This is a genomic window from Tenacibaculum sp. AWR4_210 (assembly GCF_056160945.1).
In genome coordinates, this window is record NZ_JBSWYF010000007.1 from 201,957 (window position 1) to 219,767 (window position 17,811).

Annotated in this window: 19 protein-coding genes; 11 read left to right on the forward strand and 8 right to left on the reverse strand. The window is 40.6% G+C overall.

The window, feature by feature from the left end:
- The first annotated feature begins 440 nt into the window (after positions 1-440).
- From ACXAG7_RS14410 to truB, 8 genes are all read left to right on the forward strand, one after another.
- The gene (locus ACXAG7_RS14410; RefSeq protein ID WP_408042389.1) at positions 441-1,061 is read left to right on the forward strand and encodes a DUF2589 domain-containing protein; all 621 of its coding nucleotides are present in this window, start codon (positions 441-443) and stop codon (positions 1,059-1,061) included.
- 61 nt (positions 1,062-1,122) lie between these two features.
- A complete protein-coding gene (locus ACXAG7_RS14415) occupies positions 1,123-1,794 on the forward strand; it encodes a hypothetical protein (protein WP_408042388.1) in 672 nt (223 codons plus the stop codon).
- A gap of 2 nt (positions 1,795-1,796) precedes the next feature.
- Positions 1,797-2,339 (forward strand): hypothetical protein, encoded by a 543-nt coding sequence (locus ACXAG7_RS14420; protein ID WP_408042387.1) that lies wholly within the window; start codon positions 1,797-1,799, stop codon positions 2,337-2,339.
- Between the two features lie 35 nt (positions 2,340-2,374).
- Positions 2,375-2,779 carry a methylmalonyl-CoA epimerase gene (gene mce, locus ACXAG7_RS14425; protein ID WP_408042386.1) on the forward strand — a complete coding sequence of 135 codons (405 nt, stop codon included), beginning with the start codon at positions 2,375-2,377 and terminating at the stop codon, positions 2,777-2,779.
- 79 nt (positions 2,780-2,858) lie between these two features.
- Complete coding sequence (locus ACXAG7_RS14430; protein ID WP_408042385.1) at positions 2,859-3,737, forward strand: cell division protein FtsX; 879 nt, start codon at positions 2,859-2,861, stop codon at positions 3,735-3,737.
- A 24-nt stretch (positions 3,738-3,761) separates the two neighbouring features.
- Entirely contained in the window at positions 3,762-4,004 is a 243-nt protein-coding gene (locus ACXAG7_RS14435) for a DUF3098 domain-containing protein (protein WP_408042384.1), read from the forward strand.
- A 2-nt stretch (positions 4,005-4,006) separates the two neighbouring features.
- On the forward strand, positions 4,007-4,801 hold the full coding sequence (locus ACXAG7_RS14440) for an undecaprenyl-diphosphate phosphatase (RefSeq protein ID WP_408042383.1): 795 nt from the start codon (positions 4,007-4,009) through the stop codon (positions 4,799-4,801).
- The gene (gene truB / locus ACXAG7_RS14445; protein WP_476667241.1) at positions 4,802-5,515 is read left to right on the forward strand and encodes a tRNA pseudouridine(55) synthase TruB; all 714 of its coding nucleotides are present in this window, start codon (positions 4,802-4,804) and stop codon (positions 5,513-5,515) included.
- Between the two features lie 75 nt (positions 5,516-5,590).
- Here the strand turns inward: truB and ACXAG7_RS14450 are convergent, their stop codons facing one another.
- Entirely contained in the window at positions 5,591-5,872 is a 282-nt protein-coding gene (locus ACXAG7_RS14450; protein ID WP_476667242.1) for a hypothetical protein, read from the reverse strand.
- Between the two features lie 97 nt (positions 5,873-5,969).
- On the opposite strand from ACXAG7_RS14450, the gene ACXAG7_RS14455 reads away from it, so the two are divergent.
- On the forward strand, positions 5,970-6,506 hold the full coding sequence (locus ACXAG7_RS14455; RefSeq protein ID WP_476667243.1) for a hypothetical protein: 537 nt from the start codon (positions 5,970-5,972) through the stop codon (positions 6,504-6,506).
- A 9-nt stretch (positions 6,507-6,515) separates the two neighbouring features.
- On the opposite strand, the gene ACXAG7_RS14460 is transcribed toward ACXAG7_RS14455, so the two are convergent.
- The 3 genes from ACXAG7_RS14460 to ACXAG7_RS14470 form a co-directional block, all read right to left on the reverse strand.
- Positions 6,516-6,995 (reverse strand): ABC transporter ATPase, encoded by a 480-nt coding sequence (locus ACXAG7_RS14460; RefSeq protein WP_476667244.1) that lies wholly within the window; start codon positions 6,993-6,995, stop codon positions 6,516-6,518.
- Positions 6,996-7,080: 85 nt separating this feature from the next.
- Entirely contained in the window at positions 7,081-7,671 is a 591-nt protein-coding gene (locus tag ACXAG7_RS14465) for a thioredoxin family protein (RefSeq protein WP_408042378.1), read from the reverse strand.
- Positions 7,672-7,760: 89 nt separating this feature from the next.
- Positions 7,761-8,720: an NAD-dependent epimerase/dehydratase family protein gene (locus tag ACXAG7_RS14470; protein ID WP_476667245.1), complete on the reverse strand. Its 960-nt coding sequence runs from the start codon at positions 8,718-8,720 to the stop codon at positions 7,761-7,763.
- Positions 8,721-8,864: 144 nt separating this feature from the next.
- On the opposite strand from ACXAG7_RS14470, the gene ACXAG7_RS14475 reads away from it, so the two are divergent.
- On the forward strand, positions 8,865-9,407 hold the full coding sequence (locus ACXAG7_RS14475; protein WP_408042376.1) for a hypothetical protein: 543 nt from the start codon (positions 8,865-8,867) through the stop codon (positions 9,405-9,407).
- On the opposite strand, the gene ACXAG7_RS14480 is transcribed toward ACXAG7_RS14475, so the two are convergent.
- From ACXAG7_RS14480 to ACXAG7_RS14490, 3 genes are read right to left on the reverse strand one after another with little or no spacing between them, the layout of a single operon-like run.
- The gene (locus tag ACXAG7_RS14480) at positions 9,408-9,875 is read right to left on the reverse strand and encodes a regulatory protein RecX (protein WP_476667246.1); all 468 of its coding nucleotides are present in this window, start codon (positions 9,873-9,875) and stop codon (positions 9,408-9,410) included. It lies immediately after the preceding gene.
- Between the two features lie 42 nt (positions 9,876-9,917).
- Complete coding sequence (locus tag ACXAG7_RS14485; RefSeq protein WP_408042374.1) at positions 9,918-10,628, reverse strand: LytR/AlgR family response regulator transcription factor; 711 nt, start codon at positions 10,626-10,628, stop codon at positions 9,918-9,920.
- Complete coding sequence (locus ACXAG7_RS14490) at positions 10,628-11,698, reverse strand: sensor histidine kinase (RefSeq protein WP_408042373.1); 1,071 nt, start codon at positions 11,696-11,698, stop codon at positions 10,628-10,630. The genes ACXAG7_RS14485 and ACXAG7_RS14490 overlap by 1 nt, the downstream gene beginning before the upstream one ends.
- A gap of 206 nt (positions 11,699-11,904) precedes the next feature.
- Here ACXAG7_RS14490 and ACXAG7_RS14495 point away from each other — a divergent pair, with 206 nt between their 5' ends.
- Positions 11,905-14,229, forward strand: coding sequence for a TonB-dependent receptor (locus tag ACXAG7_RS14495; RefSeq protein WP_476667247.1), 2,325 nt, complete (start codon positions 11,905-11,907; stop codon positions 14,227-14,229).
- Positions 14,230-14,349: 120 nt separating this feature from the next.
- On the opposite strand, the gene ACXAG7_RS14500 is transcribed toward ACXAG7_RS14495, so the two are convergent.
- On the reverse strand, positions 14,350-17,811 hold the full coding sequence (locus ACXAG7_RS14500) for an efflux RND transporter permease subunit (RefSeq protein WP_476667248.1): 3,462 nt from the start codon (positions 17,809-17,811) through the stop codon (positions 14,350-14,352).

Consider the following 17,811-nt stretch of genomic DNA (forward strand, 5'->3'; position numbering starts at 1 on the left):
TAGCCAAATATAGCACGGGGCTGTACAATATAGCAAGGTATTTTTTCACAGTCCCAATTAAATCAAGACTTTAAAAAAAATAAAGGGGAAAATCCCCCTAATGCTTGCAGTTTTTTCACTTGACCAATTAGCAGACTTCCCCTCTTGCCCAAAAAATATTGATTTAGTTCCTAGTAATTGCGCCAACTACAAAGCGTACTTCTCACCTGCACCCTCCGTTTCCTTTTCGGGTGTTTTTCCCCTTTTACCAAGGAATACTCCTTAACTATTCACGGTTAAATACAGGTGTAAAACACCGTAATTCTCTTCTGATATTCTAGGAATTCTCCTCGAAAAAAAAACTATCATCTCTCAGAACTTTGCCTCAGTTATTTCGAAATACTCGGCGCAAACCGAAAAGCCGTATACCAAACAGAGTAGGTACATTAAAACTTTAAACCATGCCAAATTTAGTTCCAGAATTGAACAGTCTAGACTTTAACGTGTACGTAGGTGGACCCTTACAGGCTGCCATTCAAGCACAAACGGCTGCCTCTATGGCCACCGTTAACTTTATCCAAGAAGTTGGATTTGAAAACGACGGAGATCCGGCAACTGTCGATTCGCTTCGCTATGTAGATTTTCAATACAAAAAATCGGTTCCCAATCCACATTTTGGTAAATCTGCTGCCGATTTAGCCGCTGAAGGACTTCCTCCTTCAACAGACACTGCCAACACGTATTTAGAAAATGAGGTAGAAATCAAGGTTCCCTTCCTCACCATGTTAACCATTCCATCACTGCGCATCGACGAAGTAAACATCGATTTCAATGCCCGCTTAAGTTCTACAGAAACGAGAAACGTTTCCTCAGAATTCGCCGCAAGTGCAGAGTTGGGAATCAATTACAAAATTGTGAACTTCAAAGCTTCTGCTTCGTACAAGCGCAACACTTCACAAGGAGTTAAAGTAGATAAAACCTACAACCTAGGAGTAAAAGTACGCGCCGTAAATGACGAGTTGCCAGAAGGGTTGAGTAGAATTTTAGACATGCTCGAAGACAGTATCGCTGCAGTAGCATAATCACTAATGTTAAGAGGTAGGCGTACCCGAGGTACGCAGCCTCTTCTTAAACGCAAACACTATGGTAAATTTAAATGAATATTTAGGAGGTATTGCCACTAGCCTCGCCGAAGCACGCTTGATGTCGGACTTAAAATCCTTGGAGATTGCAGAAAAATTTGCAAAACACGATTTGCTCAAACATTTTTCTATTCCTCGATTTAAGGCGCAACAAATAGAACTGTCCATTCCTGTAGCAATCGGATCACTCGAAGCCCAATTAGATACACAGTACGAACCTATCGACAATGTCGCGTTCAACTCACAGACCTATACGCTGTTAAAAAACCAATCCAAAGTCACGGCCTTTGATCGAAAAATTTCGACGGCGATACGATCGCTCATCGCAGAAGAGAGCGAATTACTAGAAAAAAACATCAAGGCGCAAAACGACGTACCATCGGCTCTCAAGCAATACGCCTATCGCGTGGCTGAACGCTTTAGTGCTGTATACCGCAAAAACGTAAACGTAAAACTACTCACTGCTCAACTCTACGAAGCACTTACGCCCGCCATTCAAACAAAAGCGACGACCAAACAACAGCCAAAGGTCATCGTAGAAGCCCACAAACTTCAGGAAATCAATCCAGAAAATATCGTGCGTATCAAAATGACACTCAACGAAGAAGGAATGGAATGGTTTACCTCTGAAAATGACAAAGGAGAGCAAGAATCGAAACTATTACCTGAATAATCATGCGTAAATCTGTCACAAAAATCACACAACAGCTCGAGCAGCAGCTGGCGGCCATTCCCGGTTTGGTCAATCAGCTCGAGCGCAAAAGTAGTTTGAGTATGCGAAGTATAGGCACTTGGTTACTCGAAACAGAAAGCGTACTCAAAGAACTAAACATGCCTGAGGTCTCTAAGTTTTCCGTAAAACGGGGGGAACTCGCTACGTTTATCCCTACGGGCTCGTCGAAAAAAAAAGAAGGGCTCTTTTTAGCCTCATCGCTGCTAACACAAGCTCAAGACGACCTGTGGGCATGTTACCAAAAACATCAAGAAAAACTCGAACTCGGGGTCAACCTACTTCAACAGCTCTTAACACTCATTTACCAAAGTGGCCAATTCCGATACGATCCGAAGGACGATTTTACGCAATTTATACAACAAATATGGCAGTTTTGCTCGCAACACGAACAGCTAAAACCCATCAGTATTCAAATACTTACCCACCTCAACAAAACCGATGTCCTCCTTTTACTGGGCAAACACATAGAATTAGAAAATTTATAACAAAACTATCCGACTAGAATTGTTATTTTTACCCTATGAATAAAATAGAACACATCGGAATTGCCGTAAAGGATTTAGAGCAGTCAAATGCATTATTTGCTTCGTTGTTTGGAGCTCCTCATTACAAAATTGAAGAAGTCGCTAGCGAAGGAGTTAAGACCTCATTTTTTAAAACGGGGCCTAACAAAATAGAATTACTCGAAGCCACAAAACCCGACAGTCCGATTGCTAAATTCATAGAAAAAAAAGGTGAGGGAATCCACCATATCGCTTTTGCTGTCGACGATATTCACGCAGAAATTCAACGCCTTAAAAACGAAGGGTTCACCGTTTTAAACGAAACTCCCAAGAAAGGAGCAGACAACAAGCTCGTTGCCTTTTTACACCCCAAAACCACGAATGGCGTGCTCATTGAGCTCTGTCAGGATGCCGACTTGTAAAAACGAAGTAAACTCAATTGACAACACTAATAACTGACGAGTATTTAGTATCTTGCGCAGTTAAAATAGCCTATTAATCATGACTACATCTTTTGATTCTTTTCAAAAACGACGACTGCAATCCTCTTACGTTTCAGTGGTCATCAGTATTGCCTTGGTACTTTTTATGATTGGCATGCTCGGATTAATTGTTTTAAAATCGACAAAAGTTGCCAACCACTTTAAAGAAAAGGTTGTCATGACGCTTTTTTTAAAAGACGATTTAGATAAAAAACAAATCGCGAGTTTTAAAGAAGCTTTGGCAAAGGAACCCTTTACAAAAAACGTACGCTACGTGAGTAAGGAGGAAGCTGCGAAAGCCTACAAAAGAGATTTAGGAGAAGATTTTATTAAATTTTTAGGTGACAATCCGTTAAAAAATGGATTCGACATTAAACTAAAAGCAGCTTTTGTTACCCCTGAAGAAATGCTGCGCATTGAAAAGAAATATCAAAAGAACAAGTTTGTCGCAGATGTCAACTACGATAAATTACTCGTAACTCAGCTGACTAAAAACATCAAGCGCATCAGTTTTTGGCTACTTATTTTAAGTGGTTTCTTTGGGCTTGTCGCTATTATTCTGATCAACAGTTCCATTCGATTAGCCATTTACTCAAAGCGTTTCAACATCAAAACCATGCAAATGGTTGGAGCTACCAAGCGCTTTATCCGCAAACCATTTATTTGGCAGAGCATCAAATTGGGGCTTATCGGAGCTTTGGTAGCCTTGGTATCGCTATTTATTGTCATTTATTACGTGGATGACTACGTTCCTACATTGGCCTTAACGAAAGATTACACAGCCCTTGCTTATGTTACAGGGGGCGTATTACTGACCGCTTTTTTTATCACTTGGATCAGTACCTTCTTTGCCACACAACGATTCTTAAACTTACAAACGAACGACTTATACTACTAAGCCGATTCGCTTAAAACTCATACCATGAAAAACGAAAACAACAATTCTAAAGAATTTTTATTCGGAAAACGCAACTATACCTTTATGCTTATCGGTTTGGCCGTTATAGCGCTGGGATTCATACTGATGGCAGGTGGCGGTAGTGATGACCCCAATGTTTTCAATGAAGAACTCTACAGTTGGCGACGTATTCGCTTGGCTCCAACCCTAGTAATTATTGGATTGGGCATTGAAATTTATGCTATTTTAGCCAATCCTAAAAAATAAGCATGGATATATTAGAAGCGATCATCCTTGGATTGATTCAAGGATTGACAGAATTTTTACCCGTCTCTTCCAGCGGGCATCTCGAATTAGCAAAAGCCTTGTTTGGCGATCAATCAGTACCGCAGGAGAGTTTGACGTTTACCGTGGTACTCCACGCAGCCACAGCACTCAGTACCATCGTTATTTTCCGAAGGGAAATAGCTCAGATATTTAAAGGACTGTTCCAGTTTACCTGGAATGATGAAATGAAATTTTCATTGAAAATTATCATTTCAATGATTCCGGCGGTTATCATCGGATTGGCATTTGAGGAAGAACTCGAAAGTTTTTTCAGCGGAAAAATATTGTTAGTAGGTTGTATGTTACTCGTAACTGCTGCCCTTCTTTTGTTAGCTGACAAAGCGAAAAACACTTCGAAAAATGTCACTTTTAACAACGCGGTGGTTATTGGTATTTCTCAAGCCATTGCCATGTTACCGGGAATATCGCGTTCTGGAGCAACAATTTCTACCTCCGTATTACTCGGAATCGACCGTACCAAAGCTGCTCGATTCTCATTTTTAATGGTGGTACCCTTAATATTAGGAAAAGTAGCCAAGGACCTCTTAGGGGGTGATATCAATTTTAGTGACACCTCAGTAACTCCATTGGCCGCAGGCTTTGTTGCTGCTTTTGTATCGGGAATACTAGCCTGTAACTGGATGATTGCCTTAGTAAAGAAAAGTAAATTATCATATTTCTCAATTTATTGTGCTATAGTTGGTAGTATCGCTATAGGATATGCTTTATTTATGTAGATGACTTTAGAAGAATTTAAAAACGGAAAAGTTTTACTTATTGACAAACCCTTGGAGTGGACCTCATTTCAGGCGGTAAACAAATTGCGCTGGCACATAAAGAAGCGCTTCAATATTAAAAAAATAAAAGTGGGGCACGCGGGGACTTTAGATCCTTTAGCTACTGGCTTACTGATTATTTGTACGGGAAAACAAACAAAAAACATCGAAACTTACCAAGGACAAATTAAAGAGTACACCGGTACGATTACCTTGGGGGCTACCACACCGAGTTACGATTTGGAAACCGAAATTGATCAGGAATATCCCACAGCACACCTTACAGAAGCAATGTTGCACGAAGCAACCCAACAATTTTTGGGTGTTATTGCTCAGAAACCACCAATTTTTTCGGCGATAAAAAAGGATGGTAAACGCTTGTACGAACTGGCAAGAGCTGGTAAAACTACCGAGATCAAAGCTCGTTCTATTGAAATCCAAACCTTTGAACTCACTAGCATCAATTTACCTGAGGTAAACTTTAGAGTCGTTTGTAGCAAAGGAACTTATATTCGTTCGTTAGCCCACGATTTTGGGCAAGCCCTCCAATCTGGGGCGCACTTATCAGCATTGCGAAGAACCAAAATAGGTGATTTCTCTGTTGATGATGCTACGAGTATCGACGGCTTTGTAAGCGCATTGGACGCTACAGCCCCCACAGAAGAAAACGATTGATTGCCTTCATGTCCATAAAAAACAAACACCTAGCACAAACGTACTAGGTGTTTTTTTATATACTATGCTGGGCTATTATACCCAATACATTAAACTGGTCACTAAGGCTACTACTACGGCGCTAAAAATACCGAACTGCAATTGTTGTTGTTGGCGTTGACGTGCCAATTGTCGCTTAAACTTTTCTCTGAATACCAATAGCTTTTCGCGAGGTACTGGTCGAAACTTCAAGGCTATCTTTTTGGTGGTTTTCCCTAAGAGTTTCCTAGACGTTAAGCCTAACAAATCGCGTTTACGGGATCTAAATTTACTACTACTAATGGTCGTTAATATTCCTAAGGTTCTTCTTCTTTCCATGATTACATTGTTTTCCTATATGACGACCAAAAAACAAAAATGTTACAATCGCCTTTTTGGAATAGTTTTTGTAAAACTAGGGAAAACAACAAATTACATGAAAAAACTACTACTCGCTATCACCTTACTTTTCAGCTATTATCAGGTCAACGCACAAGATTTAAAGGGCAGTCCATTCTTCAGTGCTTCACTGGGAACCACCTTAGGCATCAACCAAGAATACGATGCTGATGACGACAGTAGCGGGACACTTATCGAACCGAAATCGATACTTTTACGTACTTCGGTAGGTTATTATTTTGACGATCGTTGGGCCGCCAGTTTCAACCTGGGATACGATCATCACTTCAGTTACTCGATCAATGCAATTCCGATGTTTGGAAGTTTGCGATACCACCTCAGCCACCAAGAAAGTAGCGCGGTATTTGTCGAGGCGAGTTACGGTCAGATGTTTCGTCTTTCGCATCGCTTCTCGAACGGGAATTACTATCGATTTGGATTGGGCTTTATGTCCTTAAGTTCACACAGTGTAGATGGGTTCGTCCGCATCGACTATCACCGAAAAATGATTGCAGGCTTCAAAAACGGCTATTTAGACAGTCTTTCTTTAAGTATTGGATTTACACTATTTTAAGCGCAACCACTACAAAAATCGACTATACCAACTTTCAGTAATAGGCACTTCCCAATACGTATCAAACTCGTATTTATTTTGCACTAAGTTATCGAAAACCACAGTTTTTGAAGATACCGACTTGTCTTTCAATAATTTTTTAAAGGCTTTGACATCTTTGTATTGCACAAAATCACCTTGCTTAAAACAAACGTTCATCTTGTCCATCAACACGAGTTCGTACGTTTGTTCTAGCTCCAAAATAAAGCTAACCTGTGCATCGATATCGGCATTGGTTAACACGGCTTGCTCATCGGCAAAAAACACGATAAAACGCTGGTACTCCAAGCTAAAAGACGCTTTGAACTCTGGATCTTCTGCTTTCCAGCCGTCTACGAAGTTGCGCAACTTTTCGTTCAACGCCTCCAATTCCTGCGGGTAAAACTTTCTACTCGCTGGGTATATCCACACTTTTGCGTCTTCGGTTAACGTATCTTTAGTAACAAACATCTGATAAATTTTTGGCAAAGATACCAAAAGAAAAATCCGTTTAAACAAAATGTTCAAACGGATTATCAACTTTTAATTCTAATTATTAGCTCAATAATGATAGTAAATCTCCCTCGGTATTCCTACCCTTATTTTTGTTGTACCAAATTTGCAAATCTTTTTTGAATTCTGCATCCAATTTGCCATTTTTTTCTTTGTAATCTAAAACCATAGCCGTCGCTTCAGAAGGACGTGGCCCCCAAGTACCAATTACATTTTTATCAGCATCCAAGGCTATGAGTTTTGGGATGGCTCGGGCACCGTTGGTCAAAAAAGCATCCATCAACGCCGGGTGCTCATCGCGAAGCACGAGTTTTAAATCAATTTGCTCGTTTTCTTCAGCCAATTTATTAATCACAGGTAAATTTTGAGCTGCATCACCACACCAACCTTCTGTAAGGACCAACCACGTGCGTTGTTCCTCTAAAGCCTTCACTTGCGTTTTCGCCTCTTCAGAAATCTTAATTGTTTTGTCCAAACGCTTCATGCGCTTGTCGTTCAAAGTGCTGTAATTCAACAAATCGTCCGACTGGTTAACTCCTGTCGATTTTCCTTCCTGAATTAAATCGTGAACTAAGGTTCTATACGTCTCGTAAGACATGGCGTTTTGTAAGCTATTTTCTATAATTTCTTTCATGACTCTTGTTTTTGCAAAAGTAACGAGGAAGTACAAACTACAACGTTACTTAGGTTACACTATAGCTTAGACGTACTTTTTTAAAATACTTACGACCACAAGTCTTTATTCGCTTTTAAGTTCTCGATGATGTCTTTTGTCATGGCACTCAAATCGTACTCATGGCGCCAACCCCAATCTTTACGAGCCTGGGTATCGTCGATGATATCGGGCCAAGAGTCCGCAATATCTTGACGGAAATCCGGAGCGTAGCTCATTTCGAATTCAGGAACGTACTTTTTAATCTCTTCAGAAATCTCTTTCGGAGTAAAGCTAATAGCTGCCAGGTTATACGAGGTACGCACTTTGATCTCTTCAGGGGCAGCTTGCATAATTTTTACCGTAGCATCAATAGCATCTTCCATATACATCATTGGCAATCGTGCGTCTTCTTTCAAGAAACACTCAAACGATCCTTTTTTAAGCGCCTCGAAATAGATGTCTACAGCATAGTCTGTAGTTCCTCCCCCGGGCAAGGTTTTCCAACTGATGATTCCTGGATAGCGAATACTTCGAACGTCAACACCGTATTTATCGTGGTAATAGTTACACCAGTGTTCTCCGGCTACCTTACTAATTCCGTATACCGTTGATGGCTCCATCACAGTTTGCTGCGGTGTGTTCATTTTTGGAGACGTACTCCCAAAAACGGCCATAGAACTTGGCCAATACACCTTTTTAATCAATTTTTCTTTCGCCAACTCCAAAACCGCCAACAGGGAAGTCATATTTAAATCCCATCCTTTCAACGGATATTTCTCTGCAGTTGCCGATAGCATGGCTGCCATTAAATACACGTCAGTGACCCCGTATTTTTCGACAACTTCTTGAATATTTTCTTTGTTAGTAGCATCTACAATTTCAAATGGGCCGGATTCCATCAACGCTGCACTGCCTTCTCTAATATCAGATGCGATTACTTGTTGATTTCCGTAAACAGCTCGCAACCTTTCCGTTAGAGCTACTCCAATTTGGCCACAGGCCCCAATGATAAGTATAGTCTCACTCATTATTAATAATTCAAAAATATAGGCATACAAAAGTATTAAATTTAAGAATTCACAAAAGAAAAAACGCAATTTTTAACTTTTAATAAAGAAGAAGAGTCCGATACTTCTTTGGCTTATCTCCTAAAATAAAGTACCTTTACCACCATGAAAACATTAGTGAAACTTCCCTATATCCTCGGTCTTTCGACCCTTTTTGTAACGAGTATTTCTTGTGAAGAAAAAAAGACTGCTCCGCAAACGAAAACCGTTGTCAAAACCGGATTTAAGCAATTTCACAATTACAAGGTAAAACCTCTTAACGACGCCAATTTACAGCGTATCAAACACTGGAAAGAGTTTAAAGATTTGCAGGAGTTCTTGGCTGTGTACAACAAAATTTCAGCTCGTGAGGCACTCGACAATGCCCTGGAACTCAAAAGTCTTACAAAAATGGCCAAGGACAGTAACCGAATCGACGCTTTGCAAACCCGTGCATTTAAAGCGAGAATTAACGTTTTTGAAAACGAAGTATTGCGCTTGGTTGACATGACGTACATCCCAGCCATCTCTTCGGGAGAAGTTAACAAGCAAATCAGCGCTGTTGTGAATACCTACAACAGTATGGCCTCTAAAATTGAACATACCTATAAAAAGCAAGACTTGGATAAAACGGTGAAGCTCGACAGCGTTTTCAATAGAATGCAGTAATTAATCGAGTTCCAGTAGGGCTCGGTTAATCAAGCTTGTTTCGTAGCCTCTGTACTTCAGAAAATCAAATAGTTTTTTTCTGCGTTTAAACGGATCTTCCTCACGAAGACTCTGTTGTTTTTTGGCCACCAGCTCAAACAAGGTTTCCTCGTACTCCTCCGCATCGATTTCTCGGAGCGCTACTTTTATTAAATACGAAGAGATATCCCTGAACTTAAGCTCTCGTGTAATGCGGTCTCTTCCCCATTTTTTTATGCGAAACTTTCCGCGGGCAAAACTCTTAGCAAAGCGTTCTTCATTTAAAAACTCATGGTTTAGCAAATGCAATAATATGTGTTCACGTGCCTCTGGAATCAGTTGGTATTGTATCAATTTCTGCTCTACCTCTTTATGGCAGCGATCTTGATACACACAGTACTGTTCCATTTTGCGTTTGATTTCCTCAACCGTATACACTTTTCTATGCATGCTCTAAAATTTTGCTGGGCAAATATAGTAGGATTCCGACAATTATTTGAGTCGGTCTAAAAAGGCCATGGCCCGTTCTTTATAACTCGCTCCGATCGGAATTTCCACAGCGCCCACTTCTATATCGTGCAAGGTAAAAGCAGTAATTTTTTGTGTATTGATCAGGTATGAACGGTGCACACGTAAAAAGGTTGTTGCTGGCAATTCGGCTTCTAAGCTACCTATTTTATACTTAGACAATACCTTTTTACCGTCTTCCAGATACACTTTTACATAGTCTTTTAGACTTTCTACATATACGATGTGATCCAGTAAAATCTTGTGAAATTTTGTCCCTGACTTTAAGAGTATATACTCTTTTTCCGCTGCTGTCGTTGCCGAAGGTAACACCGTCGCTTCTTTTCTAATAAACCGATCAACAGCCTTTACAAAACGTTCAAAAGTAATGGGTTTGAGAAGGTAATCAACAGCTTCCAATTCATAACTTTCAAAAGCGTATTCTCGGTAGGCCGTGGTAAAAATTGTTTTCGGTGGATGACGGAGTGTTTTTAACAACTGCAACCCTGTCATAGACGGCATTTTAATATCTAAAAACAACAGATCAACCTTTTGGGTACTGATGATTTCAAAGGCTTTCATCGCTGTCGAACAGGTAGCAATGACCTCCAAGCGATCTATTTTACTGATGTGATTTTTCAACAGCTCTTGAGCCAAAGGCTCATCGTCGACAAGCAAGCATTTTATCTTCGTCATTAATGGTCAATTTTTACGGTGAGTACTACTTCAAAATACGAACGATCAACGGTGATATCCAACTCATAAGCTTCAGCGTAAACTAAATCGAGTTGTTTGGTAATATTAGTTAATCCAATTCCCTCTTCCTTGGCTTGGTATCCGAGGGGAATAGAATTTTTAATCCGAAATACAAACTCGTCATCGCCAACCTCGGTGTGCATGTGTATACTCGGGGCTCCGCTATCTTCCCCAGCGCCGTGTTTGAAGGCATTTTCTACCAAAGATAGTAAGATTAACGGAGGAATTTCAACATCTCCGCTGAGCTGCTCGGAAGTTTCTATTTTTAGACGTTCGTCATAGCGCAAACGCTCCAGACTTATATAGTTGGCAATCAACTGCAACTCATCAGAAAGCAATACCCAATTTCCAGAACACTTGTACAATACGTGATCCAAAATTTCAGAGAGTTTCCCTATAGACTCAGCAGTATTCGGTGCATTACTCAGGGCCAGCGTATAGATGTTATTGAGGGTATTGAACAAAAAATGAGGATTGAGTTGCGCTTTGAGCATTTTTAACTCGTTGCGCGCCTTTTCTTTACTGAGTTCCAAATCGCGCTCCTTTACCTTTTTGTATTCTCCGAAGTATTTAACCAACAAAAAAAACACCACTCCTGAGTAGAGTGCCGGGATGTAGCCGTGTAATAATTTTTTCCAATCTGTTAAAATCTCCCAAACGGGTTCTTGTACAAAGGGAGGTGTTCGTACCAGCGTTTCGCCGACGTGCACTACCATGATACGTTCAACGACACTAAACGCGTACGTACCGAGGATAAAAAACAAAACGGTGAGGAGATAGCGGCGTTTCCACAGGTAATTCGGAATTACCCAATAGGCAAAGAAATACGAAGCTCCCACTTGGCCCACAATAATGCAGCAGTACATCACGGCAATTTCAAAAGGGCTTTCTCTGCTGTATACCAACTCTTTCGGAATCATTAACAACAAGATTCCCAACCAAAACAAACTGTGTTTTACCCAACGGGGTTGCTCAAAAAAAAACCGCAATATTTTATCTATAGTACTCATGGTGGCTAAAGATACGCAAGGAGTATCAAACGGTACCAAAAATCGACCAACGAGAAAAAATCGCTCCCAAATGTAACCTCTCCGTCGCCCAATACGTCCATTGAGTACACTTTTAGTAAACGTCGACTTTTCTAGGGTATTTATCGATTACACAATTTACAGCGTGCATTTTATTGCACATTTGAGCATTCACTAATAACAGAAGCATGAAAAAAATAATAGCAGCCTTTTTAGTATTGACACCAATACTCCTTTGGAGTCAAGTAACTCTGCGAGGAAAAGTTGTAGAAAAGAACAGCCAGCAGCCCTTAGAATTTGCTACGGTGATTTTGAGCAATCCGACACAACCTCAACAGCTCACCGGAGCTACCACCGATCAGCAAGGACAATTTTCACTGAAAGCCCGTCCGGGTACTTATACCCTTCGGGTAGAATTCATCGGATTTAAAACCTATGAACAAACTAATTTTGTATTGAAAAACTCACAGCAACTGCCTACCATTTCACTACGTGAAGACGCTACTGCCTTGGATGAAGTTGAAGTCATTGCCGAAAAGTCAACTACGGAATACAAGCTCGACAAGCGCGTGTTCAACGTCGGTAAAGATCTCTTGTCAAAAGGAGGCTCTGTCAACGACATTTTAAACAATGTTCCATCGGTAAACGTCGATGTAGAAGGAGGCATTAGTTTGCGAGGAAATCCCAATGTTCGCATTCTCATCAACGGAAAACCCTCGGTACTTACTAATAACAACGGACTGGAACAAATACCTTCAGAGAGTATCGAAAAAGTAGAGGTCATCACCAATCCATCTGCAAAATACGATGCAGAAGGTACCGCCGGGATCATCAATATCATTTTGAAGAAAAATAAAAAAGGAGGATTTGGAAGTTCTTTGCAACTCAACACTGGAATTCCTGACAATCACGGTATCAATTACAATATCAACTACAAGCAAGATAAATTCAATTTGTTTTCGAACCTGCGCTATCGCCATATGGGTTTTAACGGATACAGCTCTTTGAACCGAACCGATTTTGTAAACGGTACGCCGAACTCCTACCTAGACCGCCTTACCTCAAACAGGACAGACTACCGCGTGTTTAACTTGTACTTGGGTAGTGATTACTACATCAACGACAAAAACACCCTGACCTTAAGCTATTACCACCGTTCCAATGTTATCAAAAACAAAGTAGATTACGACATTCAACTCCGCGATGCCAACAGGCAGGTAACACAATCGTTTGCCAATACAGAAAACTACCGCGAACCGCAAAAAGCCAACCAACTCGAAATCAACTACGTGAAAGATTTTGACAAAAAAGGACAAAAGCTGACGGTAAACTTTCAGTTTGACTGGTGGAACGACGACGAAAACGAAACCGTATTTGAGCGTCAATTGCTCCCCACTACCGTACAAAGTAGTTTGAGCACACGCGATATTGAAAGTAGTCAGGACTTTTTGTTCCAATCGGATTTTAGACTCCCCGTGCACAAAAAATCGCATATTGAAATGGGTATCAAAGGAGAGGTCCGATTTATCGATAGCGACTATACGGTCAAAGACAACAATATCGTTCTCGACCGATTCACCAATTTACTGGAATACCACGAAGGTATTTACGGGGCTTATATCCAATACGGGAATCGCGAAGGGAAACTTCAATATTTATTAGGACTTCGCGCGGAGCATTCCAATACAGGGAGCACGGATAGAAAGGGCGCTTTTGAAACAGACAAAAAATATACCAACCTATTCCCTACTGTGCACTTAACCTATAATTTCAGCTCGAGTAACAACCTGCAATTGAGCTATAGTAGACGTATTCGCAGACCTCGATTTTGGCAACTCAATCCTTTTGGTGGATATACCGATCGCCGTAACTACCGCATTGGTAATCCGGACTTAAACCCGATGTTTACCAATTCGTTTGAACTCGGTAGCTTAAAGCGTTGGAAAAAGGTGACCATCAACCCTTCGGTATACTTTCAGCACACGACCAATTTATTCGAAACCCAGGTATTTATAGCCGCAGATGGTGCCCTAGTATCCAAACCTGTAAACTCAGGAACTGAAGATCGACTAGGAGCTGAGCTTGCCCTGCGTTACTCTCCGTTAAAATGGTTGCGATTGTCAAGTGAAATTAACTACTTCGGCTTTCAACAGCGCGGGCTTTTTAACACAAAAGACCAAGTTTGGACCGCTCGACTCAATGCAAGAATGCGTTTTAAAACTTTTTCTATGCAATCGAGTGCCAACTATCAAGGAGCGCGAAAAAGCGGACAAATCCTCACCAAATCAAACTATGCCGTCAACATCGGTGCCAGCCAAGATTTGTGGGGTGACAAGGCCTCTGTAAGTCTGAATGTCAACAATATTTTTGATTCCAGAGCTGCCCAGCGTTTGATTACCGGCGAAAATTACACCAGTCAAACCTTTACCCGACGTATGGGAAGAACGACGTCACTGAGCTTTATATATCGCTTTAACAGAACTAAAAAAGACCGTGATCGACTTCCTGATTAAGCCTCTATCCGGATGGATAAGGCTAATTTAAACAACGTACACTTGCGTAATTGTCCCCCAATAAACACAAAAAAGGTCCGAGGAATACTCGGACCTTTTTATTAACAAATTAATCAACTATTATAAGCTACGTAACCACATTTTAAACTTAGTAGTTAAGTAGAATAATATCGGTACTACAATTAGCGTTAGGAAGGTCGCTACGAATAATCCGTAAATTACCGTCCACGCTAAAGGCCCCCAGAAAATTACGTTGTCTCCTCCCATATAAATATGTGGATTCAATTCTGTTACTAGGGTAAAGAAGTTTATATTCAGTCCGATTGCCAAAGGAATCAATCCTAAAATCGTGGTAATTGCCGTCAATAATACAGGACGTAAACGCGCTTTTCCTCCACGGATAATAGCCGCTTTTAAATCCTCCACAGGAACATAAGCATCTTCTGGCATGTTTTGCTCCACCTTGCGACGATCAATTAACAGCTGGGTATAGTCTAATAATACCACCCCGTTGTTTACTACAATCCCGGCAAGCGAGATAATTCCCATCATGGTCATCATAATAACGAATGATGATCCTGAAGCTACAATTCCTCCAAATACTCCAATCAAACTCAAGAAAATAGCAATCATAATAATCGCTGGTTTTGACACCGAGTTAAACTGGAAAATTAAGATTAAGAAAATCAATCCAAGTCCTGAGAAAAAAGCTCCCATTAAGAAGGTCATCTGCTTGTTTTGCTCTTCAATTTGTCCGGTATAATCTACCTTAATATCCTTTGGCAGTCCTTCAAAACTCTTCATTTCTTCTTGAATTTTGCTCACAATAGCACTGGCATCAGTGTACCCTGGTGCTAAGGCTGAGTAGACCGTTACCACTCTTTTTAGCGCTTTGTGCTTAATGGCACTGTACCCAGAAGTATTTCTTCCTTTTGCCACCGTAGACACAGGAATCGACTTCACCTGGCCACTAGCCATATCTCTAAAGGTAATGGTTTGGTTAAATACTACGCTCGGATTGTAGCGGTTGTCTTTATCAAAACGCACATAGATATCGTAATCTTCTCCGTCTTCTTTATACACTCCTGCTTTTGATCCGAAAATTGAATTTCGCAACTGCTGCCCTACTTGGAAGGCTTTTACCCCTAACTCTCCTGCTTTTTTCCTATCTACTTCCACCAACATGGTTGGTTTCGCCTTGTTAACATCTATCTTTAACTCTGCAATTCCAGGAATAGACTTCGTATTGATAAAATCACGCATTTTTTCTGCGGTTTCAATAAGCTCGTTGTAATCCTTTCCTTCCAATTCTATGTTAATAGGATACCCGGCTGGCGGCCCTACAGGATCTTTCTCTACTGAGATTAACAATCCAGGATATATTCCTTTTAAAGCATCGGTGATTTTTCGCTTCAACTCCTTACTATCGGCACCTTTTCGGTATTTATATTCACGCATCGATGCAACTATCTTACCACGGTGTGGCATTTCAGCTGTTGATCCACCGTCAGTTTGAGGATTCCCAGAACCAGCACCTACTTGGGCAATAGAACTCTCTACCAAGAAATTTCTATCTCCTTCCATATACTCCGGTCCATTCAAGATTTTGGTCACACGAGCTTCCAAATCTTTCATGATGGTATTGGTTTTTTCAATGTCAGTACCTTGTGGATACTCCACATATACAATTACCTGGTTGGGCGTATTGTCAGGGAAGAACTCTACTTTGGTTCTTTTCTTCGCTACAGATCCTCCAAATCCAATAAAAGAAACTATTAATAAGATAAACGTTACCACTGAGATAATAATAGGACGTGCACCTCGCAATGATATGGTAATCATACGCTCGTAGAAACGCTCCCATCTCGGTAGCACTCTACTTTGGAATCCATTGGCTAAAGGACGCATTACATAACGATACATCCAGAAATTTAGCGCTGCAAATATCATCAAGGTTCCTAGAGGTCGCATGCTACCTCCGAAAATAACGATCAAGATTCCGAATACTCCTAAAATAACAGTTAAACGAATGATCTTTTTTAACGGCATTTCTTTATCCTCAATGGCCATGAATTGTGATACCATTACCGAGTTAAAGAAGATAGCCACAAACAACGACGATCCTAGTACCGCTGATAAGGTAATTGGGAAGTACTTCATAAACTGCCCCATTACTCCTGGCCACATTCCTAAAGGAATAAAGGCTGCTACCGTAGTTGCTGTAGAAATGATGATAGGAAAGGCGATTTCACCGATTCCCTTTTTGGCTGCCTCAATACGCGACATCCCTTCTTCTTCCATCAAACGATATACGTTTTCAACGACTACAATACCGTTGTCTACCAGCATTCCGAGTCCCATAATCAATCCAAAAAGAATCATGGTATTCATCGTGTATCCCGCCATGTTTAGTACCATTAACGACATAAACATCGACATCGGAATTGCAAACCCTACAAAGAGTGCGTTGCGCAATCCTAAGAAAAACATCAATACGGTTACTACTAAGATCACCCCAAAGATGATATTGTTTACCAAATCATCAACCTGACCGATGGTTTTTGACGATTGATCATTGGCAATAGTCACCTTTAAGTTACTTGGGAATACGTCTTTTTGTGCTTTTTTCACGATCGCCTGCACCTTTTCGGCAGCTTCAACCATGTTTTTACCCGTACGTTTTTTGACATCTAACATTACTACTGGCTCTCCAAATTCACGAGCATAGGTAGTTCTGTCTTTGTCTTTAAAGGTTACCTGGGCAATATCTTTTAAATAGATATGATTACCACGCTCTACTTTTACCACAAAATTTTGCAATTCTTGTGGATCTTCGATTTCTCCCAATACACGGATCGTTCTACGTTGGCCACTGGCAATGATATTTCCTGCCGACATGGTTACGTTTCCTCCTTTGATAGCATTAATCACATCGTCAAAGCTCACTTTCGCCGCCATCATCTTATAGATGTCCACTGCTACCTCAACTTCTTTGTCCTCTGCTCCACGGATATCCGCTTTTTTAATTTCCTCTAGATCTTCAATTTCATCTTGTAAATACTCTGCAAAGTCTTTCAACTTACGCACGGTATAATCACCTGAGATATTGATGTTCAAAATGGGGGTTTCTTCCGAGATGTTTAACTCAAAAACATTGGGCTCTACTTTGGCCCCGTTAAAGGTAGGCCAATCTTCTCCCGATACTTCTTCGTCAATTTCGTCTTTCACCTTTTGCTTTGCCTGTTCGATAGTGATACCGTCATCAAACTCAATAATAATCATCGATACATCTTCCTGAGATGTCGAGGTTATTTTTTTCATGTTACTTACCGTTTTCAGCTTGTCTTCTAACGGATCAGTAATCAGTTTTTCAATATCTTCCGCGGTATTCCCAGGGTAAATAGAGCTTACATAAATTTTGGTATCCTTGATTTCAGGGAAATTCTCACGAGGCATTCCGATAAATGCCGAGATTCCTGCGAACAAGATAATCGCCATCATTACGTAGATGGTTGTCTTGTTATTAATAGCCCAAGAAGATAATCCAAACTCCTTGTCTACTTTTTTATTTTGTTCGTTCAT

Excerpts from the sequence above, each read along its gene's own strand:
- ACXAG7_RS14410 (WP_408042389.1), top strand. The coding sequence starts at position 441 with ATGCCAAATTTAGTTCCAGAATTGAACAGTCTAGACTTTAACGTGTAC.
- ACXAG7_RS14415 (WP_408042388.1), top strand. The coding sequence starts at position 1,123 with ATGGTAAATTTAAATGAATATTTAGGAGGTATTGCCACTAGCCTCGCC.
- ACXAG7_RS14420 (WP_408042387.1), top strand. The coding sequence starts at position 1,797 with ATGCGTAAATCTGTCACAAAAATCACACAACAGCTCGAGCAGCAGCTG.
- mce (WP_408042386.1), top strand. The coding sequence starts at position 2,375 with ATGAATAAAATAGAACACATCGGAATTGCCGTAAAGGATTTAGAGCAG.
- ACXAG7_RS14430 (WP_408042385.1), top strand. The coding sequence starts at position 2,859 with ATGACTACATCTTTTGATTCTTTTCAAAAACGACGACTGCAATCCTCT.
- ACXAG7_RS14435 (WP_408042384.1), top strand. The coding sequence starts at position 3,762 with ATGAAAAACGAAAACAACAATTCTAAAGAATTTTTATTCGGAAAACGC.
- ACXAG7_RS14440 (WP_408042383.1), top strand. The coding sequence starts at position 4,007 with ATGGATATATTAGAAGCGATCATCCTTGGATTGATTCAAGGATTGACA.
- truB (WP_476667241.1), top strand. The coding sequence starts at position 4,802 with ATGACTTTAGAAGAATTTAAAAACGGAAAAGTTTTACTTATTGACAAA.
- ACXAG7_RS14450 (WP_476667242.1), bottom strand. The coding sequence starts at position 5,872 with ATGGAAAGAAGAAGAACCTTAGGAATATTAACGACCATTAGTAGTAGT.
- ACXAG7_RS14455 (WP_476667243.1), top strand. The coding sequence starts at position 5,970 with ATGAAAAAACTACTACTCGCTATCACCTTACTTTTCAGCTATTATCAG.
- ACXAG7_RS14460 (WP_476667244.1), bottom strand. The coding sequence starts at position 6,995 with ATGTTTGTTACTAAAGATACGTTAACCGAAGACGCAAAAGTGTGGATA.
- ACXAG7_RS14465 (WP_408042378.1), bottom strand. The coding sequence starts at position 7,671 with ATGAAAGAAATTATAGAAAATAGCTTACAAAACGCCATGTCTTACGAG.
- ACXAG7_RS14470 (WP_476667245.1), bottom strand. The coding sequence starts at position 8,720 with ATGAGTGAGACTATACTTATCATTGGGGCCTGTGGCCAAATTGGAGTA.
- ACXAG7_RS14475 (WP_408042376.1), top strand. The coding sequence starts at position 8,865 with ATGAAAACATTAGTGAAACTTCCCTATATCCTCGGTCTTTCGACCCTT.
- ACXAG7_RS14480 (WP_476667246.1), bottom strand. The coding sequence starts at position 9,875 with ATGCATAGAAAAGTGTATACGGTTGAGGAAATCAAACGCAAAATGGAA.
- ACXAG7_RS14485 (WP_408042374.1), bottom strand. The coding sequence starts at position 10,628 with ATGACGAAGATAAAATGCTTGCTTGTCGACGATGAGCCTTTGGCTCAA.
- ACXAG7_RS14490 (WP_408042373.1), bottom strand. The coding sequence starts at position 11,698 with ATGAGTACTATAGATAAAATATTGCGGTTTTTTTTTGAGCAACCCCGT.
- ACXAG7_RS14495 (WP_476667247.1), top strand. The coding sequence starts at position 11,905 with ATGAAAAAAATAATAGCAGCCTTTTTAGTATTGACACCAATACTCCTT.
- ACXAG7_RS14500 (WP_476667248.1), bottom strand. The coding sequence starts at position 17,811 with ATGAACGAACAAAATAAAAAAGTAGACAAGGAGTTTGGATTATCTTCT.